The organism is Pseudomonas antarctica, from assembly GCF_001647715.1.
In the GTDB taxonomy this organism is placed as follows: Bacteria; Pseudomonadota; Gammaproteobacteria; order Pseudomonadales; family Pseudomonadaceae; genus Aquipseudomonas; species Aquipseudomonas antarctica_A.
Map to the genome: position 1 here is coordinate 5224481 of NZ_CP015600.1, position 25007 is coordinate 5249487.

20 protein-coding genes and 2 tRNA genes are annotated in these 25007 nt (G+C 59.9%); 14 read left to right on the top strand and 8 right to left on the bottom strand.

The window, feature by feature from the left end:
* The first annotated feature begins 54 nt into the window (after window positions 1–54).
* The 4 genes from A7J50_RS23705 to A7J50_RS23720 all read left to right on the top strand — a co-directional run bounded on the left by A7J50_RS23705 (window position 55) and on the right by A7J50_RS23720 (window position 4527).
* Window positions 55–2004, top strand: coding sequence for an LTA synthase family protein (locus A7J50_RS23705; protein ID WP_064453982.1), 1950 nt, complete (start codon window positions 55–57; stop codon window positions 2002–2004).
* A 75-nt stretch (window positions 2005–2079) separates the two neighbouring features.
* Window positions 2080–2778 (top strand): response regulator transcription factor, encoded by a 699-nt coding sequence (locus A7J50_RS23710; protein WP_064453983.1) that lies wholly within the window; start codon window positions 2080–2082, stop codon window positions 2776–2778.
* Complete coding sequence (locus A7J50_RS23715; RefSeq protein ID WP_064453984.1) at window positions 2768–4066, top strand: sensor histidine kinase; 1299 nt, start codon at window positions 2768–2770, stop codon at window positions 4064–4066. Before A7J50_RS23710 ends, A7J50_RS23715 begins: the two co-directional genes overlap by 11 nt.
* 83 nt (window positions 4067–4149) lie before the next feature.
* Window positions 4150–4527, top strand: a complete 378-nt coding sequence (locus A7J50_RS23720; RefSeq protein ID WP_237140866.1) for a hypothetical protein — start codon at window positions 4150–4152, stop codon at window positions 4525–4527.
* A gap of 76 nt (window positions 4528–4603) precedes the next feature.
* On the opposite strand, the gene groL is transcribed toward A7J50_RS23720, so the two are convergent.
* The 5 genes from groL to A7J50_RS23745 form a co-directional block, all read right to left on the bottom strand.
* A complete protein-coding gene (gene groL / locus A7J50_RS23725; protein ID WP_064453985.1) occupies window positions 4604–6250 on the bottom strand; it encodes a chaperonin GroEL in 1647 nt (548 codons plus the stop codon).
* Window positions 6251–6300: 50 nt separating this feature from the next.
* A complete protein-coding gene (locus A7J50_RS23730; RefSeq protein ID WP_017846112.1) occupies window positions 6301–6597 on the bottom strand; it encodes a co-chaperone GroES in 297 nt (98 codons plus the stop codon).
* A gap of 247 nt (window positions 6598–6844) precedes the next feature.
* Window positions 6845–7321 carry an FxsA family protein gene (locus A7J50_RS23735; RefSeq protein ID WP_064453986.1) on the bottom strand — a complete coding sequence of 159 codons (477 nt, stop codon included), beginning with the start codon at window positions 7319–7321 and terminating at the stop codon, window positions 6845–6847.
* Between the two features lie 66 nt (window positions 7322–7387).
* Window positions 7388–8119 carry a HugZ family protein gene (locus A7J50_RS23740; protein WP_064453987.1) on the bottom strand — a complete coding sequence of 244 codons (732 nt, stop codon included), beginning with the start codon at window positions 8117–8119 and terminating at the stop codon, window positions 7388–7390.
* Window positions 8120–8231: 112 nt separating this feature from the next.
* Window positions 8232–9239: a DUF481 domain-containing protein gene (locus A7J50_RS23745; RefSeq protein ID WP_064453988.1), complete on the bottom strand. Its 1008-nt coding sequence runs from the start codon at window positions 9237–9239 to the stop codon at window positions 8232–8234.
* Window positions 9240–9421: 182 nt separating this feature from the next.
* On the opposite strand from A7J50_RS23745, the gene A7J50_RS23750 reads away from it, so the two are divergent.
* From A7J50_RS23750 to A7J50_RS23765, 4 genes are all read left to right on the top strand, one after another.
* The gene (locus tag A7J50_RS23750; RefSeq protein ID WP_064453989.1) at window positions 9422–9736 is read left to right on the top strand and encodes an MGMT family protein; all 315 of its coding nucleotides are present in this window, start codon (window positions 9422–9424) and stop codon (window positions 9734–9736) included.
* 43 nt (window positions 9737–9779) lie between these two features.
* Entirely contained in the window at window positions 9780–11312 is a 1533-nt protein-coding gene (locus tag A7J50_RS23755; RefSeq protein ID WP_064453990.1) for an AmpG family muropeptide MFS transporter, read from the top strand.
* A gap of 109 nt (window positions 11313–11421) precedes the next feature.
* On the top strand, window positions 11422–13137 hold the full coding sequence (locus tag A7J50_RS23760) for a proline--tRNA ligase (RefSeq protein WP_064453991.1): 1716 nt from the start codon (window positions 11422–11424) through the stop codon (window positions 13135–13137).
* 20 nt (window positions 13138–13157) lie between these two features.
* Window positions 13158–14111: a hypothetical protein gene (locus A7J50_RS23765; protein ID WP_064453992.1), complete on the top strand. Its 954-nt coding sequence runs from the start codon at window positions 13158–13160 to the stop codon at window positions 14109–14111.
* A gap of 130 nt (window positions 14112–14241) precedes the next feature.
* Here A7J50_RS23765 and dinB read toward each other — a convergent pair whose 3' ends face one another.
* Window positions 14242–15300 (bottom strand): DNA polymerase IV, encoded by a 1059-nt coding sequence (dinB, locus tag A7J50_RS23770; RefSeq protein WP_064453993.1) that lies wholly within the window; start codon window positions 15298–15300, stop codon window positions 14242–14244.
* A 280-nt stretch (window positions 15301–15580) separates the two neighbouring features.
* On the opposite strand from dinB, the gene A7J50_RS23775 reads away from it, so the two are divergent.
* The 4 genes from A7J50_RS23775 to A7J50_RS23790 all read left to right on the top strand — a co-directional run bounded on the left by A7J50_RS23775 (window position 15581) and on the right by A7J50_RS23790 (window position 20150).
* A tRNA-Met gene (locus A7J50_RS23775) sits at window positions 15581–15657 on the top strand.
* A gap of 207 nt (window positions 15658–15864) precedes the next feature.
* Window positions 15865–15941, top strand: a tRNA-Met gene (locus A7J50_RS23780).
* Window positions 15942–16221: 280 nt separating this feature from the next.
* Entirely contained in the window at window positions 16222–18864 is a 2643-nt protein-coding gene (gene mprF / locus A7J50_RS23785) for a bifunctional lysylphosphatidylglycerol flippase/synthetase MprF (RefSeq protein WP_064453994.1), read from the top strand.
* The gene (locus A7J50_RS23790; RefSeq protein ID WP_064453995.1) at window positions 18864–20150 is read left to right on the top strand and encodes a virulence factor family protein; all 1287 of its coding nucleotides are present in this window, start codon (window positions 18864–18866) and stop codon (window positions 20148–20150) included. The genes mprF and A7J50_RS23790 overlap by 1 nt, the downstream gene beginning before the upstream one ends.
* Window positions 20151–20299: 149 nt before the next feature.
* Here the strand turns inward: A7J50_RS23790 and recJ are convergent, their stop codons facing one another.
* On the bottom strand, window positions 20300–22009 hold the full coding sequence (recJ, locus tag A7J50_RS23795; protein ID WP_064453996.1) for a single-stranded-DNA-specific exonuclease RecJ: 1710 nt from the start codon (window positions 22007–22009) through the stop codon (window positions 20300–20302).
* 173 nt (window positions 22010–22182) lie between these two features.
* A complete protein-coding gene (locus tag A7J50_RS23800; protein ID WP_064453997.1) occupies window positions 22183–22725 on the bottom strand; it encodes a YaeQ family protein in 543 nt (180 codons plus the stop codon).
* A 149-nt stretch (window positions 22726–22874) separates the two neighbouring features.
* Here A7J50_RS23800 and A7J50_RS23805 point away from each other — a divergent pair, with 149 nt between their 5' ends.
* A complete protein-coding gene (locus A7J50_RS23805) occupies window positions 22875–24074 on the top strand; it encodes a CaiB/BaiF CoA transferase family protein (RefSeq protein ID WP_064453998.1) in 1200 nt (399 codons plus the stop codon).
* Window positions 24074–24958, top strand: a complete 885-nt coding sequence (locus tag A7J50_RS23810) for a TIGR02285 family protein (RefSeq protein ID WP_064453999.1) — start codon at window positions 24074–24076, stop codon at window positions 24956–24958. The genes A7J50_RS23805 and A7J50_RS23810 overlap by 1 nt, the downstream gene beginning before the upstream one ends.
* The last annotated feature ends 49 nt before the right edge of the window (window positions 24959–25007 follow it).

A 25007-nucleotide genomic window follows, 5' to 3' on the forward strand; every position in this document is an offset into this window, starting at 1 on the left:
CTGGCTACAGTGACAGGCCGAATATCGGCGTCCATTGATATAAGGAATATGGACATGGGGTTTTTCAACACCGCGCCGATGCGCTTTCTGCTGCTCGTAACCGGCGCATGGCTGGTTATTTTCCTGCTTACCCGCACTGTGCTGCTGATCACGCATTTGGATGAAGTCGGTGGCAACCTGCTGCCCGTGTTTGGCGTTGGCTTGCTGTATGACCTGGCTTTCCTGGCCTATGCCGCTTTGCCGCTGGGGCTGTATCTGCTGCTCTGCCCACCCGCACTGTGGCGCCGCCGTGGCCATCGCTGGTTCCTGCAGGCGGTGCTGACCGTCAGCCTGTTCGCCATGTTGTTTACGTCGGTGGCCGAGTGGCTGTTCTGGGATGAATTCGGCGTGCGCTTCAACTTTATCGCCGTCGATTACCTGGTGTACTCCAACGAGGTGATGAACAACCTGCTGGAATCCTACCCGATCGGCAAGCTGCTCAGCCTGTTGGCGATGCTCGCGATTGTGCTGAGCCTGGCCTTGCGCAAGCCGTTCAACAGCGCCATGAACGCGCCCCTGCCGCCCCTGCGTGGTCGCTTGTTGAATGCCCTGTGCCTGTTGGTAGTCGCCGGTCTCTTCATGCAATTGATCAGTCAGGACAGCCCACGTTCCTCGGGTGGCAACGCTTACAAGAATGAATTGGCGAGCAACGGCCCGTATCAGTTTTTTGCCGCGTTCCGCAACAACGAGCTGGATTACACACAGTTCTATAAAAGCCTGCCCACCGAGGTTGTCGCCAAGCAATTGCGTGCTGAACTCAGCGAGCCCAATGCGCGCTTCATCGGCACCGACCCGCTGGACATCCGCCGTGCAATCACCAACCCCGGCACATTGCGCAAACCCAACATCGTGCTGGTGACCATCGAAAGCTTCAGCGCCAAATACATGGGCAGCAATGGCGACGACCGCAACCTCACACCCAACCTCGACGCCTTGCGTAAACAAAGCCTGTATTTCAATAACTTCTATGCCACCGGCACCCGCACAGACCGTGGCCTGGAGGCGATCACCCTGGCGATTCCTCCCACGCCCGGCCGTTCAATCGTCAAGCGCATCGGCCGTGAAAGCGGTTTCGCCAGCCTAGGCCAACAACTCGGCGCCATCGGTTACGACAGTGTCTTTGTCTACGGCGGACGCGGTTACTTCGACAACATGAACGCGTTTTTCAGCGGCAACGGTTATCGGGTCGTGGACCAGAGCAGCGTGGCGGAATCGGAAATCTCGTTCAAAAACGCCTGGGGCATGGCCGACGAAGACCTCTACCGGCAAACCCTGAAACTGGCCGATGCCGACTACGCCAAGCAGCAGCCCTTCCTGCTGCAACTGATGACCACGTCCAACCATCGCCCTTACACCTATCCGGAAGGTCGCATCGATATCAAATCCGGCAACGGCCGTGACGGCGCGGTGAAATACACCGACCACGCCATCGGCGAGTTCCTCGACGCGGCACGCCAGAAGCCGTGGTTCGATAACACGATTTTCGTGTTCGTCGCAGACCACACCGCCGGCAGCGCAGGCAAGGAAGACTTGCCTATCGCCAACTACCAGATCCCGCTGTTTATCTATGCACCCAAGCTGATCGAGGCCCGGGAAACCGCGCAACTCGCCAGCCAGATCGACCTGGCACCTACGTTGCTGGGTTTGATCAACCTGAGCTACGAATCCACCTTCTTCGGCCGCAACCTGTTGCAAGACAGCCCGCTGCCGCCGCGCGTAGTGGTCGGCAACTACCAGCACCTGGGGTTGTTTGATGGCAAGGACCTGGCGATCCTCAGCCCACGCCAAGGCCTGCGTCGCCACGATCAGGCCTTGGGCGAGAGCCAGGAGTTACGCGTGGGCACGGATGACCCGTTGATCCAACGCGCAATTACTTACTATCAGGCCGCCAGTTATGGGTTCACACAGCAATTATTGAGCTGGAAAGCGCCCAAGGACGCGGCGCCTGCAATCAGCGTGCGCTGACGCCCTCGTGAGCCCTTGCCTCCCCATGGCAAGGGCGTAACACTTGCGCCCATTCTCCGGCGATGGCGCCCTCTCATGTCCGACACCCTGCTGCTGATTGAAGACGACCGCCCCTTGGCCGCACTGACGGCCGAATTCCTGCGTGCCGAAGGGTTTACCGTGGCGGTTGAGCACCGTGGCGATCGCGCCGCACAGCGCATTCTTGACGAACAGCCGGCGCTGTTGATCCTCGATGTCATGTTGCCGGGCATCGACGGGTTTACCCTGTGCCGACAGATTCGCGATCAGTACCCCGGGCTGATCCTGATGATGACCGCGCTGGATGAAAACGCCGAGCAACTGACCGGCTTCAACGTCGGCGCGGATGACTATGTCGTCAAGCCTGTCGACCCGCTGCTGTTGCTGGCCCGAATTCGCTCGTTGCTGCGTCGCCATCCTCAAGCCCCGCGTGCTTATTACCAGTGGGGCGCCTTTCGGCTGGACCTGAACAGCCATTTCGCCTGGCTCGACGAGACCCCTTTACAGTTCTCGGTTGCCGAGTTCGAATTACTGGCGATTTTCGCGCGCCATTGCGGGGTGTTGCTGACGCGGGAAAAACTCCTGCAGAGCCTGCGCGGCCTGGAATACGACGGGCTCAACCGTTCCATCGATATGCGTGTGTCGCGCTTGCGTAAAAAGCTGATGAGCCTGGAATGCCCGGTGACCATCCAGACCATCACCGCCCAAGGCTACCTGTTCGTGGAAAGCCCGCAGGAGGCCCGACATGTTGACTAAGGTGCGGCCCTGGATGGTCGCCGTAGCAGGCGCGGGCTGGGCGAGTTTGACGTTTTATCTGCTGTGGCTATGCGCCAACGCCTCGGTGTTTGTCGGCGAAGACAGCTTTTTGCGCCTGATGGCCGGGCCGGCCTACCTGGTAGCCGAACAGCTCAGAGCCTTGCCGGCCGACCAACGTGAAGCACGCATGGAAATCCTGCGCGCGCACTTCCAGTACCCGGTAAATCTGATCACGCTGGACGAGGTCGAGTTGCCGCCGGAAGCGTTGGTCATGCTGGAACATAAACAACCGGCACTGAGCAGCGACGAAGACATCAGCTACTTTCCGCTGGATGACGATACGGTGATCCAATTCGGCCCTATGTGGGGCAGTGCCGAGGTCAAGGATCTGCTGAAATTCCCGGTTTACTGGATCACCGCCGGTGTAGCAGGCCTGCCGGTGCTACTGCTACTCTGGATCGGTTTACGCCTGCACCGCCGTCGCACCACTGACCTGAACACCCTCAAGACCTGCCTTGGCACACTGGCACGCACCCCGAATGTAATGTTGCCTGCCATGGGCAAGGAATGGACGCCGTTGCTGATGACGTTGCAGCAACACGCGCGGGATATCAGCGCCATGAACGAACGCCACCGCGAAGTCTCCCAGGCCGTGTCCCACGAACTGCGTACGCCATTGGCACGCATGCGTTTTGCCTTGACGCTTCTGGGTAAAAGCGAAGACCCGCTCACCCGTACACGCCTGCAAGAACGCTTGCTCACCGATGTCGAAGAGCTCGAAGCCCTGGTTCGCGCCAGCCTCGCCTTTGCGAGACTGGCGGGCGCACCGACCGACCTGCAGCATGAGCCGATCAACCTGCGAGAATGGCTGCACCAGGAGTTTGCCTTGCTCGACGGGCACCACCGCCAGTTGAGCCTGGAAACCGAGCCAGCCCACCTTGAACTGATCGGTGACCGTGCCCTGCTGCACCTGATCGTGCGCAACCTGTTGAGCAACGCCATCACCTACGCACGCGATCAAGTGTGCGTCAGTGCCACTTACCACGGCCAACATCACCTGGTGCTGCATGTAGACGATGATGGCCCCGGCGTATTGGCGGAGAACCGCGACAAGATCTTCGAGCCCTTTGTGCGGCTTGCCCTGGGCGGCGATGAGCCTACTGGCTCGGGCCTTGGCCTGGCACTGGCCAAGCGCGCAACCCAGTGGCATCACGGTGAATTGTCGGTATCGCGCAGCCCTTTGGGCGGCGCACGCCTGAGCCTTATTCTGCCACTAAGGCCGATGTAACCTGCGTGTTACAGCCTGTGACAGTGAAGCTTTCGCATTGCTCGTAACCTCACCAACTGAATCCCAGGTTGGAGAGCTCTTTCATGCGTCCCCGTAAGAAGCATTTGTCCACGTTGATGCTGTCGCTGTGCATCTTTTCCGGCTCACTCTTGCCCGGCAATGCGTCGGCCTCGCGCCTGGCGGTCACAGACTCGCCATCGCCACGAATGGAAGACAAACACGCTGGCGACCACACCGCGAATACGGCGCGCCCCGCAAAAACCCAGGGTCTGGTCGTCACACCCGCGCCTGGGAGGCGGCCCAGGCCCACCGCCCCTGAAAAACTCGCGCACCTGCCTGTCCCTCGCCCACTCAAGGAAGTTGCTGCACCGCAACCCCTGGCACTTATGCCGACTGCCCAAGTGACCTTGGCGCGGGGAATGACCTTCAGGAAGCTGTTGCGACGGCGCACCCTCGGCTGATTCATCATCAAGCCCCATAAAAAAACCCCGCCTGCATCGCTGCAGGCGGGGTTTTTATTAGCCGGGTAAGGCTGGCTTACATCATGCCGCCCATGCCACCCATGCCGCCCATGTCTGGCATACCGCCGCCAGCCGAGCCTTCTTTCTTCGGTGCATCAGCGATTGCCGCTTCGGTGGTCAGGATCAGACCGCCGATGGAAGCTGCTGCTTGCAATGCCGAACGAGTCACCTTGGTAGGGTCCAGGATGCCCATTTCGATCATGTCGCCGTAGACGCCAGTGGCAGCGTTGTAACCGTAGTTACCTTTGCCGTTCTTGACTTCGTTGACCACAACGCTTGGCTCGTCGCCGGAGTTGGCAGCGATCTGACGCAGGGGTGCTTCAACAGCACGACGCAGTACAGCGATACCCACGTTCTGGTCAGCGTTGTCGCCTTTGAGGTCAACCAAAGCTTCCAGAGCACGGATCAGCGCAACGCCACCGCCAGGTACCACGCCTTCTTCAACGGCTGCACGGGTTGCGTGCAGGGCGTCTTCAACGCGGGCTTTCTTCTCTTTCATTTCAACTTCGGAACCAGCGCCAACCTTGATTACTGCAACGCCGCCGGACAGCTTGGCCAGACGCTCTTGCAGTTTTTCACGGTCGTAGTCCGAGGAAGTTTCAGCAACCTGGGCACGGATCTGAGTGATGCGAGCCTGGATGTCCTGCTCTACGCCAGCACCGTCAACGATGATGGTGTTTTCCTTGGAGATGGTCACGCGCTTGGCGCTGCCCAGGTTTTCCAGGGTGGCGCTTTCCAGGCTCAGGCCGATCTCTTCGGAGATAACGGTACCGCCGGTCAGAACAGCGATGTCCTGCAGCATGGCCTTGCGACGGTCGCCGAAGCCTGGAGCCTTGACGGCTGCGACTTTAACGATGCCACGCATGTTGTTCACAACCAGCGTCGCCAGGGCTTCGCCTTCAACGTCTTCGGAAACGATCAGCAGCGGACGGCCGGCTTTGGCAACGGCTTCCAGTACTGGCAGCATTTCGCGGATGTTCGAGATCTTTTTGTCGACCAGCAGGATCAGCGGGCTGTCCAGCTCGGCAACCATGGTTTCTGGCTTGTTGACGAAGTACGGGGACAGGTAGCCACGGTCGAACTGCATGCCTTCTACAACCGACAGTTCGTTTTCCAGGCCAGTGCCTTCTTCAACGGTGATCACGCCTTCTTTACCGACTTTTTCCATGGCTTCGGCAATGATGTCGCCGATGGAGCTGTCGGAGTTGGCGGAGATGGTGCCTACCTGAGCGATAGCCTTGGTGTCAGCGCATGGCTTGGACAGGTTTTTCAGCTCAGCAACAACGGCGATGGTCGCCTTGTCGATGCCGCGCTTGAGGTCCATCGGGTTCATGCCGGCAGCGACGGCCTTGTAGCCTTCGTTGACGATTGCCTGAGCCAGAACGGTAGCGGTGGTGGTGCCGTCGCCTGCGTCATCGTTGGCACGGGAGGCAACGTCTTTGACCAGCTGCGCGCCCATGTTTTCGAAACGGTCTTCCAGTTCGATTTCTTTAGCGACCGAAACGCCGTCCTTGGTGATGGTCGGAGCGCCGAAGCTCTTCTCGATGATCACGTTACGGCCTTTAGGGCCCAGGGTCGCTTTTACTGCGTCAGCCAGGACGTTGACACCGGTGAGCATTTTTTTGCGGGCGGAATCGCCGAATTTAACTTCTTTAGCAGCCATGATCGATATTCCTTAAATTCTTTGGAGTAACGGAAAAATGAGCGGGAAAATCAGCCTTCCAGTACAGCGAGAATTTCGTTCTCAGCCATTACCAGCAGGTCTTCGCCGTCAACTTTCACAGTGTTGCTGCCGGAGTAAGGGCCGAAAACAACCTTGTCACCGACTTTAACGGCCAGCGCACGCACTTCACCGTTTTCCAGAGTCTTGCCTGGGCCTGCAGCGACGATCACACCGTGGTTGGCTTTTTCAGCAGCCGAACCTGGCAGAACGATACCGCCAGCGGTTTTCTTTTCTTCTTCGCTGCGACGGATAACGACGCGGTCGTGCAGAGGACGAAGCTTGCTCATTGTCGATCTCTCCTAATTGTGTTTTTCATCGGCCGGTATTGGTACCGGCGGGTTGTATTCCGGCTGTGCCGGTCGCGCCTCGCCAAGCAAGACGCGGAAGTCTGTCTGGTGTCGCCACCAGAAACCTTGCGGTGACCGTTACATAAGGGCGCATAAGCTTATTTCAAGGGGCCGCGGCGGAAATTTTTTGCGTGTGCCGGGCGGTAAACGCAACACGGCACCCGAAGGTGCCGTGCCGATTAAGCGGTTATTTACTGTCGCGGTGCTCGAACTCACCTTCGATCACATCACCTTCACGCCCCAACGGTTGGCGCGGAGCCGGGCCACCACGAGTTTGCAGGTCATCGGCGAATGCACGCTGGCGAATCGCAGCCTCTTCGGCACGCTGGCGCATCTTGCCGGCCAACAGCTTGCGGGTGAACGGCAACAGCATGACCAGGCCAACCACATCGCTGATAAAACCCGGCAGGATCAACAAGCCACCCGCCAAGGCCATCATCAGGCCTTCAAGCATGGTCTGCGCGGGCAGTTCGCCACGGTTCAGGCTTTCACGGGCACGCAACGCAGTTGCCAGGCCGGCGACGCGCAGCACCAGGACGCCGAGCATCGAGCCCGCGATTATCAGCAACAGTGCCGGGAAGAACCCGATCGCACTGCTGACTTGAACGAATACGAACAGCTCCAACACCGGAAACAGCAGAAAGAGCAATAAAAAAGGGCGCATCAAATGGTTCCTCAACGCAAGAATGCCTTGCCAGTTCACCTTAGATGACGTCGCCGTTTCGTGATTTCAAGCGTCGGCGGGTTCTTTTTTCGGCCAAACTTCGGCGTGAGCCAATGAAACCAGGGCTTCGCGTACTTGTGTCGGAGTGTTGCAAGGCTCTGCGAAGGGCAGCCAATGCAGGGACTGACCGATACGCAGGTGCATGCCTTCGCTGTCGATACCGGCCAATTGCGCCGGTTCATGTGCAGGCAAGCCGGCGAGTTCGACGTAATGCGCAATGGCCTTGGTGTGGTCGCTGTTCATGTGCTCGATCATGCTGCGCTCGGTCTTGACGGCGAACGGGTTGGCCAGGGTCAACTGATCGACCCAGTGAATCGCGCCAAACCCGCCGATATAGCGGTGCCGCACGGGCTTGAGCACCCAGAAGTCGAAATCGTGGGCTTTGTGATAGTTGGCAGAATCCGGGAAGTAGCGGTAATACCGCTCGGCGGCCGCTTCAATCGCAGCCTCATCCTCAAGCTTTTCAGCTTCGGCCAGGTAGGTCAGGCGCCCTACCGCTTGTATATCATCGGCCTCGCGCTCCCCCACCAGCAGCGAACACTTGGGATCTTTCTGCAGGTTATGGGTGTGCTGGGCGATACGGCTGATCAGGATAATCGGGCGGCCCTGCTCGTCGAGGCAATAGGGCACGACCGAGCCGAAGGGAAACCCGGGCATGGCTTTGGACAATGTGGAGAGAGCCCCACGGTATTCCTTGAGCAACAGCTCTCGGGCGTTCTTGGCAACCTGCGCGCTCAATGTATGACTCCTCGGGTGTTCAGCCGCCCACAGCGTACGACGTCTATGGGAATGAATCTCAACACAAGGTAATCAATATCCGCGCAGGTTGCCAGAGTGACCGATGCAGCTTTTACCAGGCCACGCCGAACCCTGCGGTGTAGCGCGTCTTGTCCAGGCTGCTCTGGGATTCGCCATTAATGATGTCGCGCTCAGCCTTGAGGTTAAGCGAAGCCCATTCAGTGACTTTGTAACGCAGCCCCATTTCCGCATCCAGGGAGTATTCGGACGGCCCGGCAAGTGGTTTGCCCAATTCACCATTGGTGAAGAACTCCACGGTCTTGCCCACCAGGTAGCGGTTGTAGCTCCACTTCATGGCCAGTGAATAGAAGTTGGTTTTGCCGCCGTCGGCGTATTCATAATCGGTGCGGTTAACCAGCGAACCGAGGGAGAACGCGCCCAGCTCATCGTCCCAGAACTGGTAGCCCGGGCCGGTACCGACGGTGCGCTGGCGGGACAAGTCTTCGACCTTGTCGCGTTTGTAGGTCAGACGGCCCTGCCAGAACCAATGCTCGGTAATAAAGCGGTCCAGGTCATATTCCAGCGCCCAGTTATCGGTGGTGGTCACGTCATCCTGGAACTCGCGGTTGTATTCACCCTTCGCGGTATGGCGCCACTGGCCGTGACGGGCCGAGGTCTTGAAGTCAACGTCGTAGTCGTTGGTGTCTTTGTCGGCGCGCTTGTAATCCAGCGCCAGGTCGACGTTGCCCTTCCACACCAGGTCTTCGATGACCGGCTTGGGCTTGATGATTTGCTGGATGCTGGCCAAGTCCACAGTCTTGGGCGCTTCGCCATTGGCGAGAACGACCTTGCCGTCCTCCGCCGCTTTCAGGGACTTGGCTTTTTCACCGCTGTAGGCGTCCTGCTTGACCAGCAGTTCCTGATCGCTCTCCAGGGTCTTGACCTGCTTCCAATCCACCGGGATCGCCCCCGCATAGCTGGTCTGAATCAGCAGCTTGCCACCGTCGAAGACTTTGATCTTGCCGGTCAGGCGGTCACCGTTCTTCAGCCAGACGGTGTCGGCGAGCAAGGGCGTGGAGGCGCTGAAAACAGCAAGGCACAGCAGGGTTCTGGACAACATAAGCGGATTCGGGGCTCAGGATTGGCGAAAAAAGGGGCGCTATCGTGTTAGATAGGTACGACTGACTCAAGTATTTATGATGAGTTCAATGCTCACCACCAAGCTTACAGACGTTTCTTACAAATCAACCGACGATACCTACAGTGAATCAACCTGCCGAGACACCACAAAGCCCCGCCGAAATGCGCCGCACGGCGTTGTACCTGACATTGGCGCAAGTGCCCGAAGGTTGCGTGGTGAGTTATGGCGAGCTGGCGCAGCTGGCCGGGCTGGGCCGTGCCGCCCGCTGGGTCGGGCGCACGCTCAGCCAACTGCCCGAGGACACCCGGTTGCCCTGGCACCGGGTACTGGGTGCCGGTGGTCGGATAAGTCTGCCAGCGGGCAGTGCGTCAGGCGACGAACAACGTGCGCGTTTGCGCAGTGAAGGCGTCAGTATCCTGAACAATCGCGTTGATATTCAGCGTCATGGCTGGCGCCCGGTAGAGCACAGCGGTTAGAGTGCGCGCTTTGTTTCCGCAAATCTGAGGCAGACTCCAGCCCATGCCCCGTAAAACCTGGCGCGCCGCGCTCGCCGCCTATGCCAGCCCCTCGACGTTAGTGCTGTTGTTGCTCGGCTTTGCCGCCGGCTTGCCTTACATGTTGGTGTTTTCGACGCTTTCTGTGTGGTTGCGCGAGGCCGGCGTGGCCCGCGAGACCATCGGCTATGCGAGCCTGATCGGCTTGGCCTATGCCTTTAAATGGGTCTGGTCGCCGCTGCTCGACCAATGGCGCCTGCCGCTGCTCGGTAAACTCGGACGTCGTCGTTCCTGGCTGGTACTTGCCCAGACGCTGGTGATCCTCGGGTTGATCGGCATGGGCTTCTGCGACCCGCAAAAACATCTGTCCTGGCTGATCGCCATTGCCGTCATCGTTGCCTTCGCCTCAGCCACCCAGGACATCGCGGTAGACGCCTATCGCCTGGAAATCGCCGACGACAGCCGCCAGGCCGCTCTGGCCGCCAGTTACATGTCCGGTTATCGCATCGCCGCCCTGCTGGCCACGGCTGGCGCGCTGTTCTTTGCCGAAGGCTTCGGTTCGACCGGCTTCAACTATAAGCACTCGGCATGGACCGGCACTTATGTGCTGTTCGGCTTGCTGATGATCCCGGCACTGCTGACCACCTTCTTCATGCGTGAACCCGATGTGCCACTGCGCACCCAGTTGCAGGCCGGCCGCTACAGCTTCGCGCACCAATTGGTCTCGGTGTTCGTGCTGATCGTACTGCTGGTGTCGGTCCCCGCGATGTTCACCCAGTTGTACAACACGGATTTCGCCAGCGTGCTGTTCCACGGTGTAAGCCTGTGGGAATTGCTGATGGAAGACCGCGCCTTCCTGCGCGCCATCTTGTACATCATCCTTACCACACTGTGCCTCTCGGCCATGGGCCGGCGTGGCTTGGCGCCGGTGCTGACGCCGGTCAATGACTTTATCCTGCGCTACCGCTGGCAGGCGCTGCTGCTGCTTGGGCTGATTGCGACCTATCGCATGTCCGATACGGTGATGGGCGTGATGGCCAACGTGTTCTACATCGACCAGGGCTTTACCAAGGACCAGATTGCGGGGGTCAGCAAGATCTTCGGCCTGATCATGACCCTGCTCGGCGCCGGTATGGGCGGCCTGTTGATTGTGCGGTTCGGTATCCTGCCGATCCTGTTCATCGGCGGCGTAGCCTCGGCGGCCACCAACCTGTTGTTCGTGATGCTCGCCGACATGGGCCCGGACCTGCAGATGCTGATTTTCACCATCTCCCTGGATAACTTCAGCTCAGGCCTGGCCACCTCGGCCTTTGTCGCCTACCTGTCGAGCCTGACCAACCTCAAGTTCTCCGCCACCCAATATGCGCTGCTCAGCTCCATCATGCTGCTGCTGCCGCGCCTCATTGGTGGCTACTCGGGCGTGATGGTCGAGAAGTTTGGTTACCACAACTTCTTCGTCATCACCTGCCTGCTGGGTGTGCCGACGCTGTTCCTGATTGCGTTGCACTGGTTTCAGGAAAGTCGGCGGGCTCGTTTGAGCCCTTCACAGGAAGACTGACACCACTCGGTCACACATACCCCTCTGCATTCTGATACCTGTACTCCAGCAGTTTGCGCCCGTACAATCCCAAGTCATTTCAAGTCCAAGCAACCGACAACGGCCTACCATGCGTACCAGTCAATATTTGCTCGCCACACAGAAAGAAACGCCTTCCGACGCGGTCGTGATCAGCCATCAGCTGATGCTGCGCGCGGGCATGATCCGCAAACTGGCCTCCGGCCTGTACACCTGGCTGCCCATGGGTTTGAAGGTGATGCGCAAGGTCGAAGCGATCGTTCGCGAAGAAATGAACGCCGCCGGCTCTCTGGAAGTGTTGATGCCAAGTACCCAACCGGCTGAGTTGTGGCAGGAGTCCGGGCGCTGGGAAGAGTACGGCCCTGAGTTGCTGCGCTTCAAGGACCGTCATGGCCGCGATTTCTGCGCCGGCCCGACCCACGAAGAGGTCATCACCGACCTGATGCGCAACGAGCTGAGCAGCTACAAGCAGCTGCCGCTGAACCTGTATCAGATCCAGACCAAGTTCCGTGACGAAATCCGCCCACGCTTCGGCTTGATGCGCGGCCGCGAATTCATCATGAAGGACGCCTATTCGTTCCACGCTGACCAGGCGTCGCTGCAGGCCACCTACGACCGCATGCACACCGCCTACTGCAACGTGTTTACGCGCCTGGGCCTGAAGTTCCGCCCGGTTGAAGCGGACAACGGCTCCATCGGTGGCGCCGGCTCCCACGAGTTCCATGTACTGGCCGACTCCGGCGAAGACGATATCGTGTTCAGCAACGGCTCCGACTACGCGGCGAACATCGAAAAAGCCGAAGCCGTACCACGCGAAACGTCCCGCCCGGCGCCAAGCGAAGAGCTGCGCCTGGTCGACACGCCAGAAACCAAGACCATCGCGGCCCTGGTGGAAAAATTCAATCTGCCGATTGAAAAGACCATCAAGACCCTGATCGTGCGCGCCGAAGAAGAAGGCAAGCTGATCGCCCTGGTCATCCGTGGCGACCACGAGCTCAACGAAATCAAGGCAGCCCAGCAGCCAGGCGTGGCCAGCCCGCTGGTCATGGCCACCGACTCCGAGCTGCGCGACGCCATTGGCGCCGGTGCCGGTTCGCTCGGCCCACTGAACCTGCCGTTGCCGATCATCATCGACCGTTCGGTCGAGCTGATGAGCGACTTCGGTATCGGCGCGAACATCGACGACAAGCACTATTTCGGCGTGAACTGGGAGCGTGACCTGCCGGTTCCGACCGTGGCCGACCTGCGTAATGTGGTAGCCGGTGACCCAAGCCCGGATGGCAAGGGCACTCTGGAAATCAAGCGCGGCATTGAAGTCGGGCACATCTTCCAGCTGGGCAACAAGTACAGCAAGGCGATGAAGTGCGAAGTGCTGGGCGAGAACGGCAAGCCGATCACCCTGGAAATGGGTTGCTACGGCATTGGTGTGTCCCGCGTGGTTGCCGCTGCAATCGAGCAGAACAACGACGAGAAAGGCATCATCTGGAGCGACGCCCTGGCGCCGTTCCAGATTGCCCTGGTACCGCTGCGTTATGAAACCGAGCAAGTACGCGAAGCCACCGACAAACTGTATGCCGAACTGACGGCTGCCGGTTTTGAAGTGTTGCTCGATGACCGGGACAAGAAAACCAGCCCGGGCATCAAGTTCGCCGACATGGAACTGATTGGCATCCCGCACCGGATCGTGGTCAGTGACCGCGGCCTGGCCGATGGCAATCTGGAATACAAGAGCCGGACCGAAGCCGAAGCCCAACCGTTGCCGGTGGCTGACGTGCTGTCTTTCCTTCAGGCGCGTATTCGTCGCTGAAAACCAGATCAAGAGAAGTCATGTTCAAGCGAAACACCAGAGCCCTGGGGGGCGCCGCCTTGTGCGGCGCCCTGCTGGTCAGCGGCTGCGCCAACCAGATGTCGCAACGCAGTGAGCACGAGGAGCGGGTCGAGCGTAAGTTGCTCGATCACAGCCTGCAAATCGATGTAGGCGAACCCAAAGTATTGGAGCTTCCACAACGCCGGGTGCGCATTCACGAGCAAAAGACCTTCGAGGTCACCGAATTCGAAGTCACCCGCCGTTACGATCGCTACACCCCCTACCAACCCTGGCGCAAACTCTATGAAATGCCCCTGGGTGCGGTCGCCCTGGTGGCGGGCGCAGGCGCCAACGTGGCGAATATCTTCGCCCTCGGCAACTTGCCCACCAGCATGACGCGCGATTGGCTGACGTACGGCGTGGATGGCATCAACCCGTTCATGAACGTGCAATCCCATGGCCGAGCGCAACAGAACCTGGCCGGTATCGATGAGGTCCAGCGCGACAAGCGCACGGAGTATTCGAGCCTGCCCTGGAGCGAGCGTCCGGTACAGGTCACCGCCGGCAAGCAAACCCATGAGCTGACCACCGACCGCGACGGCATACTGCGCCTGAACCTGTTGGACAGCCCATTTGCCGAGCAGGACCTGAACCGCATCACCACCTTGAAAATCAGTGTGGAAGATGGCCAGGACGACGTGCATTCGGACTCGACCCTGGCGATCAGCACCACTTTGCGCGGCAAGTTGCTGGAAGCTCATGGCCTGATCTACGACGATCTGGAGGACGACGAAGTCAACCAGTGGGTCCACCGGGTCAAGCGCCTGTCGGAACTGGGCCTGGAAGAAGAAGCCAGCGAACTGGAACAAAGCCTGATCGAACTGACCCGTAACGATCCCGAGTTGCAGCAGGAATTCCTGCAAGCGCTGACCAGGGATGCGGGGCGGCTTGTCGCAGATCCTGGGGCACGCTGAGATTCTGAAAACGCTATAGATCTAAATGTGGGAGCGGGCTTGCTCGCGAATACGATGTATCAGTGATGAATGTATCGACTGACATTGCGCATTCGCGAGCAAGCCCGCTCCCACATTTGGTTTCCGGTTTTTACCAGGGAAACTGCAGCTGTTCATTGCCGCTGCTGAGGTCGAGCAACCGCACCCCAATCCCCAACAACCGCACCGGCTTACCGCCACGATTGAACGCCTGGCTCAACAGCTGTTGATAACTCTCCAGGTCCCGCCCTGCCCCGGCCTGCTCCAGGGTGGTCTGGGTAAAGTCATGAAACTTCACTTTGACGAACGGCTTGCCCGCGCGGTAACTGCTGTCGATGCGCGCCATGCGCCCGGCCAGGGTTTCCATCAGCTCGGGAAGTTTCGCCAAACAACTTGATAGATCCGGTAGGTCTACATCGTAGGTATTTTCCACGCTGATGGATTGCCGCCGGCTGTCGTTCTGCACCACGCGGTCATCAATCCCACGGGCCAGGCTCCAGAGCCGCTCGCCAAAGCTGCCGAATTCGCGCACCAGTGACAGCTTGTTCCACTCGCGCAATTGCAGGCAGTCTTCAATGCCCAGGCGCGCCAGCTTATCGGCCGTGACCTTGCCGACCCCGTGCAACTTGTTCACCGGTAACTGCGACACAAAATCTTCGACCTGATCCGGCGTAATCACAAACAGGCCGTTGGGCTTTTTCCAGTCGCTGGCAATCTTGGCTAAAAATTTGTTGGGCGCCACGCCTGCGGACACGGTGATGTGCAACTGGTTGGAGACACGACGGCGAATGTCCTGGGCGATACGTGTGGCGCTGCCGCCAAAATGCGGGCTGTCGGAGACATCAAGGTAGGCCTCGTCCAGCGACAGTGGCTCGATCAGGTCGGTGTATTCGCGAAAGATCGTCTGGATTTCCTTCGACGCTTCTTTATAGGCATCCATGCGCGGCTTGACGATGGTCAGGTCCGGACACAGCTTCAAGGCGTGGCGCGAGGACATGGCCGAGCGAACGCCATATGCCCGCGCTTCATAGTTGCAGGTGGCGATCACCCCTCTTCTATCCGCCGAGCCGCCGACCGCCAGGGGCTTTTGCGCCAGGCTCGGGTCGTCGCGCATCTCGATGGCGGCGTAGAAGCAATCACAGTCGACGTGGATGATTTTGCGCTGCGTCATATAAACAGAGGGTGTAATCCAACGGGTGGCCAGTATCGCACTCACCCCTGTATATAGCACCAGTAGTTTGAATCTTCCGTTCGAGCGGTAGGAAAACGCCAGGTTGAATTTATTTTTTCAATCGAAATCAGCCTACCGATAGAGCTGAAACCCTCGGCCAGACTGGCCCGGAGGCGTTTCTACCAGCGCTTTGGAGAGCTAACCGATTGAACCACAAGCGCTTTTCTTCAATTCACAGGTTGACACACCTGCGTTCCGCTGTAGAATGCCGACACACAGACGCGGGATGGAGCAGTCTGGTAGCTCGTCGGGCTCATAACCCGAAGGTCGTCGGTTCAAATCCGGCTCCCGCAACCAAACATCAAAAAAGGCTACTCGAAAGAGTGGCCTTTTTTGTGCGCCTCTGTTTTATCCCTGTATGAAAATTGTAAGACAAAAAACTCTTTCCCCATCGCGGACTTACCGCACATAGTCAACACGCAGCGGCTAATTCACACTTATTTGACCCATCGGCCGATTAACGGTTGACACCCCGCCGCTGGGCTGTAGAATGCCGGCCACAGACGCGGGATGGAGCAGTCTGGTAGCTCGTCGGGCTCATAACCCGAAGGTCGTCGGTTCAAATCCGGCTCCCGCAACCAAACATCAAGAAAGGCCACTCGAAAGAGTGGCCTTTTTTGTATCCGGTTAAAAAAGTTCTTCTGAAACAATGGCATGGCATCTTTCATGAAACCGTATACGGTTTGCAGAGTCCATGTCATTGCAAGCTATGCTCAGTACTCAAGCACGACCCTCTACGACCAATGGCCGCATTCGCCCCACCCGGCGATAAGCGTTAATATTTGTAATTATTTTGTCCATAGGGATTGGTAACTTGGCTGGATACCTCCATCCTGTCGCGCACAATCCACGAGGTGATTGATGCGCGCCAACTCGTCTGAACCACAAGACACCGTCACAGCGGAACAACCGATTACTCCCACCCGTTTGCGTTGGCTGGATCTGTTGAGCAAATACCGTCAACCCATCGGGCTGGCCGTCACCCTGTTGCTGTTCGCAATTGCCCTGATCGCCTGCCGACACCTGCTGCTGGAACTGGACCTGTACGCCCTCCACGACTCGATCCTGGAAGTGCCCAAACCGGCATTGCTGGGCGCGTTTGCGGCGGCGGTCGCCGGTTTCATCATTCTGTTGGGTTACGAGTTCTCCGGCGCCCGCTATGCCGGGGTGAAACTGCCTGCCAAGACGTTGGCTCTGGGTGGTTTCACAGCCTTTGCGATTGGCAACGCCATAGGCCTGTCGATGCTTTCCGGCGGCTCGGTGCGTTACCGCTTATATGCACGCCATGGCATCGGGGCCTCGGAAGTTGCCCACATGACCGTATTCGCCAGCCTGGCCCTGGGCACTGCCCTGCCACCGCTGGCCGCACTGGCCACGCTGAGTAACCTGCCGGCTGCGTCCACCTACCTGCATCTGTCGCAAGGTTTGCTCGGCAGCATTGCCGGCGCGGTATTGCTGTTGTCGGTCGCGCTGTGCATCGGCATTTATCGTCGCCGCCTGCCGGAACAACCCTACCCGGACAACCTGCTGGTCAAGGCCGGGCGCCGCACGCTGCGCCTGCCGGGCCGGCGCCTGACCTTCCTGCAGTTGATCATCACCGCACTGGACGTGGCGGCCGCCGCCACTGTGCTCTATATGTTGCTGCCGGAAGCGCCGCCGTTCGGCCCCTTCCTGCTGGTGTATCTGCTGGCCCTGGCCGCCGGTGTACTCAGCCATGTTCCGGGCGGCGTGGGTGTATTCGAAGCGATTCTGCTCGCCGCCTTCGCCGACAAGCTCGGTGCCGCGCCTTTGGCCGCGGCCCTGCTGCTGTACCGGATGATCTACGTGGTCCTGCCGCTGCTGATCGCCTGCGTGTTCCTGCTGGTCAACGAAGCTCAGCGCCTGTTCCAGACCCAGCAGAGCCTGCGGGTTGCATCCGGCCTGGCCGCACCCGTGCTGGCCGTACTGGTTTTTTTGTCCGGCGTGGTCCTGCTGTTTTCCGGCGCAACGCCGGAAATCGACACACGCCTGGAAAACATCGGCTTTCTGATTCCCCACCGCCTGATTGACGCCTCGCACTTTGGCGCCAGCCTGATCGGCGTGCTCTGCCTGTTGCTTGCCCAGGGCCTGCGTCGGCGCTTGTCGGCTGCGTGGATGCTGACCATGGTGTTGCTGCTGACCGGCGCCCTGCTCTCGCTGCTCAAAGGCTTCGACTGGGAAGAAGCCAGCCTGATGATCATGACGGCGGTGCTGCTGGCGATCTTCCGTCGCTCGTTCTACCGCGCGAGCCGCCTGACCGAACTGCCGTTCTCGCCGTTGTACCTGGTGGCCAGCGTTTGCGTGCTGGGCGCCTCGATCTGGCTGCTGCTGTTTGCCTATCAAGACGTGCCGTACAGCCATCAACTGTGGTGGCAGTTCACCCTGGATGCCAACGCCCCCCGCGGCCTGCGCTCATTGCTCGGTGCGGCAGTGTTGCTGGTGATCGTGTCGTTGACCTGGCTGCTGCGCACTGCGCGGCCGGTGATCCACTTGCCGACACCCGACGAACTGGAGCGCGCCACCAAGATTCTGATGGCCTCGTCCCAACCCGACGGCGGCCTGGCGCTGACCGGCGACAAGGCGCTGCTGTTCCACCCTAACGACGAAGCCTTCCTGATGTATGCCCGTCGCGGGCGCAGCCTGGTGGCCTTGTATGACCCGATCGGCCCGACCCAACCCCGCGCCGAGATGATCTGGCAGTTCCGCGACCTGTGCGACATCCATCACGCCCGCCCGGTGTTCTACCAGGTACGCGCCGAGAACCTGCCGTACTACATGGACATCGGCCTCACCGCGATCAAGCTGGGCGAAGAAGCCCGTGTCGACCTGAAACGCTTTGACCTGGAAGCCAAGGGCAAAGAGATGAAGGATTTGCGCTACACCTGGAACCGTGGCACCCGGGACGGCCTGTCCCTGGAGATCTGCGAACCGGGCCAGGCGCCGATGGATGAACTCAAAGTCATCTCCGATGCCTGGCTGACCGGCAAGAACGTACGGGAAAAGGGCTTCTCCCTGGGCCGTTTCAGCGACGACTACCTCAAGCACTTTCGCATTGCGATCATTCGCTTCGAAGGGCGCCCGGTGGCCTTCGCCAACCTGCTCGAGACCTACAACCATGACCTGGCCAGTCTCGACCTGATGCGTGCGCACCCGGACGCGCCGAAGCTGACCATGGAGTTCATGATGGTCGGCCTGATTCAACATTATAAGAACCATGACTACGCCCGCTTCAGCCTCGGCATGGTGCCGTTGTCGGGCCTGCAACCACGCCGTGGCGCCCCGCTGACCCAACGCCTGGGCTCAATGGTGTTCCGCCGTGGCGAGCAACTGTATAACTTCCAAGGTTTGCGCCGCTTCAAAGACAAGTTCCAGCCTGACTGGGAACCCCGTTATATGGCCGTGCCCGCAGGACTTGATCCGCTGGTGGCACTGGCCGATACCGCCGCCCTGATTGCGGGCGGCTTGACTGGATTGGTGAAACGCTGATGATTCGACGCTCCTGGCGGTATGTATTGGCCTTTGTAGTGCTGCTCGCCCTGATCGCAGGCGGCGGCTTTTGGTTCTGGAACCGCCCTGCCCCGCAACCGACCCTGGAACAACTGCCACAGGCTGATGGCACGGTTATGACCCGTGTGACGCCCAACGGCTCGGCAAAAGCCCGTGTGGCCGTGGCCGTGATGGCTGATGAAACCCTGACCGACAGCCAGCTGATTGCACTGAGCCAAGGTGGCGCTGCGCAAATCGTTCAAGTGATCCTGCCGAAGGATGACTGCAAGTTGCAGGAACAAGCCCTGCAAAGCGCCCTGGGCCAGCTTAAAGGCCCGGCGACCCTGGTCAGCGGCATTGGCCCTGGCGCTGCGCTCGCCTGGCGCTGGCTGGCCACACAGAGCGATGACAAAGCCAACGCCATCTCCGTCGGCTTCACCCTGGTACAGGAAGGTTGCAAGGACCCGCTGCCGAAAACCTCCGCCCATGGCAACTGGCTGGTGGCCTGGAACGACAACCCTGACGACGAAAGCGCCAGTTTCGTACGCGACACCCCGCGCGCAACCACCAGCATCAGCGACTACGACATTCACTACCCGCAAGTGTTGAACAACGAACTGCGTAAGCAGCTGGTCGGTTCGGACAACGGCGGCCTGGCGATTCCTGTAGTGGAAGTACCGGCTGGCCAAGCCAAAGATACCGTCACCCTGTTCCTCTCCGGTGACGGTGGCTGGCGTGACCTGGACCGCGACGTGGCCGGTGAAATGGCCAAGATCGGCTACCCGGTGGTCGGCATCGACACGCTGCGCTACTACTGGCAGCACAAGACCCCGGAACAAAGCGCCAAAGACCTCAGCGAACTGATGCAGCACTACCGGCAGAAGTGGGGCACCAAGCGCTTCGTACTGACCGGCTACTCGTTCGGCGCCGACGTACTGCCCGCCATCTACAACCGCATGCCGGAAAACGAACAGCAGCGTGTCGACGCCATTATCCTGCTCGCCTTCGCGCGCACCGGCAGCTTTGAAATCGAAGTGGAAGGCTGGTTGGGCAACGCAGGCAAAGAGGCCGCTACCGGCCCGGAAATGGCCAAGCTGCCCGCCGACAAGGTGGTGTGCATCTACGGTGCCGAAGAAGTCGACGAGAGTGGCTGCACCGACAAGACCGCTGTGGGCGAAGCCGTGAAGCTGCCGGGCGGGCATCACTTCGATGAGAACTACCCGGCGCTGGCCCAGCGTCTGGTGGACATCATCGTGAAGCACCAGGCCAAGGATAAAGCCGAGTAATCCCGAGCTGTACGCCAAAAAACGGTGTGCTGGCTTGTGTGGGAGCTGGCTTGCCTGCGATGGCATCACCTGGGTGTGTCAGTCACACCGCAGTGCTGCTATCGCAGGCAAGCCAGCTCCCACATTTGGTTTTGCGGTGCTGGTCGGATTTAGCGCGGTTCGATATGCGCGATCATCAACTGCACGGTTTCCTGCCCACGAAATTCGTTCACGTCCAGCTTGTAGGCCAATTCCACCCAACGCACCGTCGGGTTAGGCCAGACCTCTCGGTCCACGCCAAACGCAATGCCATCGAGCTTCACTGACCCGCATTCGCTCTTGAGCACCACCTTGAGGTGCCGCTCCCCTACTACGCGCTGCTCGACCAACTGAAACACACCGTGAAACAGCGGCTCAGGAAAGTGCTGGCCCCATGGCCCGGCATGCCGCAATGCGCGCGCCAGTTCCAAGTGAAACTCTTCCACAGCCAAGGTGCCGTCGGACAGCAGCCGCCCGGTGAGGTCTTCTTCGCGCAGTTGCCGACGCACTTCAGCATCAAAGGCCTCGGCAAACAGTGGGAAATTCGCCTCGGGCAAGGTCAAACCGGCCGCCATCGCATGACCGCCGTATTTGGCGATCAGGTTGGGATGCTGGCTCGCGACGACCGCCAGGGCATCACGGATGTGGAAACCCTGCACAGAGCGCCCTGAGCCCTTGAGCAGGCCATCACCGGCGTCGGCGAAGGCGATGGTCGGGCGGAAGTACCGCTCTTTCATGCGCGACGCCAAAATGCCGATGACGCCCTGGTGCCATTCCGGGTCGAACAGGCACAAACCGTAGGGCATCGATTCCACCGGCAAGTCCTTGAGCTGGGCGAGCGCCTCGCGCTGCATGCCCTGCTCGATGGATTTACGGTCCTGGTTCATGCCGTCCAGTTGCGCCGCCATTTCCCGGGCCGCCGCGAAGTCGGTGGTGAGCAGGCATTCGATGCCGAGGCTCATATCATCCAGGCGGCCGGCGGCATTCAGCCGTGGCCCAAGAATAAAGCCCAGGTCGGTCGAGGTGATACGGGCATGGTCGCGCTTGGCGACCTCAAGGATCGCCTTGATCCCCGGCCGGGCGCGACCGGCGCGAATACGCTCCAGCCCCTGATGGACCAGGATGCGGTTGTTGGCATCCAGCGGCACCACGTCGGCGACGCTGCCCAGGGCGACCAGGTCGAGCAATTCACCGATGTTCGGTTGCGGCGTGTTGTCGTACCAGCCCAGGCTGCGTAAACGCGCGCGCAAGGCCATCAACACATAAAAGATCACGCCGACACCCGCCAGCGCCTTGCTCGGGAACTCACAGCCGGGTTGGTTCGGGTTGACGATGGCATCCGCCGCCGGCAATTCATCGCCGGGCAAGTGGTGGTCAGTGACCAACACCTTCAACCCCGCCGCTTTTGCCGCCGCCACGCCTTCGACGCTGGAGATGCCGTTATCCACGGTAATCAGCAACTGCGGCGTGCGCTGCAGCGCCACGGCGACGATTTCCGGCGTCAGGCCATAACCGTACTCAAAACGGTTGGGGACCAGGTAATCGACATGGGCCGCGCCGAGCAAACGCAGGCCAAGGGTGCCCACGGTGCTGGCCGTGGCGCCGTCGGCGTCGAAGTCACCGACGATCAGGATGCGCTGGCGCTGCTCGAGGGCGGTCACCAGCAGGTCCACCGCCGCGTCGATGCCCTTGAGCTGCTGGTAGGGAATCAACCGCGCCAGGCTCTTGTCCAGTTCGGCTTCCGACTGCACCCCGCGTGCGGCGTAGAGACGGGTCAACAACGGTGGCAATTCACCGAGAAACGGCAGGACAGCGGGCAACGGGCGAGGATCAATACGCATGGGGTGACGGAAGCTTCTCTTCTGGTACAACGGTTAAACAAAGATATTCACAGCGAGATAGAACAAATGTGGGGGCTGGTTTGCCGGCGATGCAGACACCTTGGTAAGTCAGTTACGCTGCGGTGATGCTTTCGCGAGCAAGCCCGCTCCCACACACGCCAGCTCCCGCATGTTTAATCACGCTCGCCGACCAACCATTCCAACTGCACTTCATGCTGGCCACGATCATCCGTCACGAAGATCGTGCCTTCGCTGATCATCACGTCCCACTTGATAACGCGCGGCATGTCCTTGGCCAGGGTCTCGAGGATTTCCTGAGGCACAGCGGCGATGTGTACATTCTTCAGGTTTTTTGCCACCGGCACCACTTTGCCTTCCCACACACGCAGGCTGCCGTAGGCTAGCAAGCTGGTGCGTTCGGTACGGCGCGAGCACCAGGTGAGACGATCGGCGTCAGGCTGGCCGACCTCAATCCAGTGCAGAACACGATCATCCAGGCTTTTTTCCCACAGGGCTGGCTCGTCTACATCTGACAGACCACGGCCGAACGACAAATGCTCGTTGTACCAAAGTGCGTAGGCCAAAAGACGCACGGTCATGCGCTCTTCGGTTTCCGAAGGATGGCGGGCGATGGTCTGTTTGACGCTCTCGTACACCGAGCGATCAAGGTCGGTGAGGTTGAGTTCGAATTTGTAGGTCGTGGACGGCTGGGCCATGAACGGGCTTCTAGAGACAGGGAAAGGCGGCCAGTCTAACCGATGGCGCGGCCATTCAACGAATACTGCGCTGCATCATCCTTATCCCTGGGCCGCTCGCCTATGTTAAAAGGCATCACACCACCGTTCCACGCTTGATAAGGATCCTCATGTCGTTTAATGCCAAACCGCTGGCCGGCCTGAAAGTCATCGAACTGGGCACCTTGATCGCCGGCCCGTTTGCGTCACGCATCTGCGCCGAATTCGGTGCCGAGGTGATCAAGGTCGAATCCCCGGGCGGCGGCGACCCGCTGCGCAAATGGCGCAAGCTGTATGAAGGCACCTCACTCTGGTGGTTCGTGCAGGCGCGCAACAAGCAGTCGCTGACACTGAACCTCAAGCACCCGGAGGGTTTGGCCATCCTTAAGCAGTTGCTGGCGAATGCCGACATCCTGATTGAGAATTTCCGCCCCGGCGTCCTGGAAAAACTCGGTCTGAGCTGGGAAACCCTGCATGCGCTGAACCCGAAATTGGTGATGGTGCGGCTCTCGGGTTTTGGCCAGACCGGCCCGATGAAAGACCAGCCGGGGTTCGGCGCGGTGGGCGAGTCCATGGGCGGCTTGCGCTATATCACCGGTTTCGAAGACCGCCCGCCGGTACGCACGGGGATTTCCATCGGCGACTCGATTGCCGCCTTGTGGGCGGTCATCGGCGCGCTGATGGCGCTGCGTCATCGTGAGGTCAACGGCGGGCTCGGCCAAGTCGTGGATGTGGCACTGTACGAAGCCATCTTCGCGATGATGGAAAGCATGATCCCGGAGTTCGACGTGTTCGGGTTTATTCGCGAGCGCACCGGCAACATCATGCCCGGCATCACGCCGTCATCGATTCATACCACTGCCGACGGCAAGCATGTGCAGATCGGCGCCAATGGCGATGCAATCTTCAAGCGTTTCATGAGCGCCATCGGCCGCGAAGACCTGGCCAATGACCCGCAGCTGGCGAGCAATGACGGACGCGATAGCCGCCGTGATGAGCTGTACGGCGTGATTGATCGCTGGGTCAACTCGCTGCCGCTGGACCACGTGATTGAGCAACTGAACAAGGCCGAGGTGCCCGCCAGCCGCATCTACAGCGCCGAAGACATGTTGGGCGACCCGCAGTTTCTGGCGCGGGAAATGTTTCTCGAGGCTCAGTTGCCGGGCGGCAAGGGCTTCAAGATGCCGGGGATCGTGCCCAAGCTGTCGCAAACACCGGGTAGTTGTGAGTGGGTCGGGCCGCAGTTGGGCGAACATAACAGCACGGTCCTCAATGAACTGGGTTACGACGCCGCAGCCATCACCCGTTTGCGCGAGGTTGGCGCGATCTGATGGCTCGCCCGTACCAATGCCGGTTTATCCCTCTGTGCCTCATGAGCGTGATGCTCGGCGTGTGGCCGCTCTCGGCGCATGCCGAGGACACGCTGATCTGGCTGTTGCGCGACCTGCCGCCCATCACCATCTTTGAAGGGCCTCAGAAAGGCCAGGGGGCACTGGATGAGTTGTTGCCGATACTCGCCAAGCGCCTGCCGCAATACCGCCACACCGTGATGCACGTCAACCGCGCTCGCGGCATTCAAATGCTGCGCTCGCCGTCCCTGACCTGCGACCCCTCGCTGCTGTGGACGCCGGAGCGCGCGAAGTACATTGTGTTTTCGGCCCAGGCATTCGTGGTGGTCAGCAACGGGGTGACGATCCAACGCAGCCAGCAGGAGGCAATGGCACCCTTTATTGCCGAGGGCCAATTTGATCTGCAAGCCTTTCTCGAATCCCATAAAGCGCGCATTGGCGCTACCGCCGAACGCAGCTACGGCCCCGCCATCGACGAACAGCTCAAGCACGCTGCTCCCCACACCCTGGCATTGCATTACGGCAATGACGCCCTTGGCAGCCTGTTGCAAATGCAGCGTCTTGGGCGGCTGGAAGCGGTGTTGGGTTACCCGCCGGAAATCCGCTATCACGCCCGGCAACAGGGTATCGCTGCCCAGGACCTGATGTTCTATCCCATCAAGGGCTCAGCGCGTTATCAACGTTCGCATATTGGTTGCTCGGATACGCCTCAAGGCCGTCAGGCCATGCAGCGAATCGATCAGGCGATACGGGATATCCCACAGGCGCGGGTCCAGCAATCCTACGCGTCATGGTTGGACCCCGTGATGCGCGCGCAGTATTTGTTGGACAACCCGAGTTTTTTCCAGAGTTTCCCTGAGCCCTGACAAATCGCAGGCAAAAGAAACCCCGAGCAGTGGGGAGACAACTCGGGGT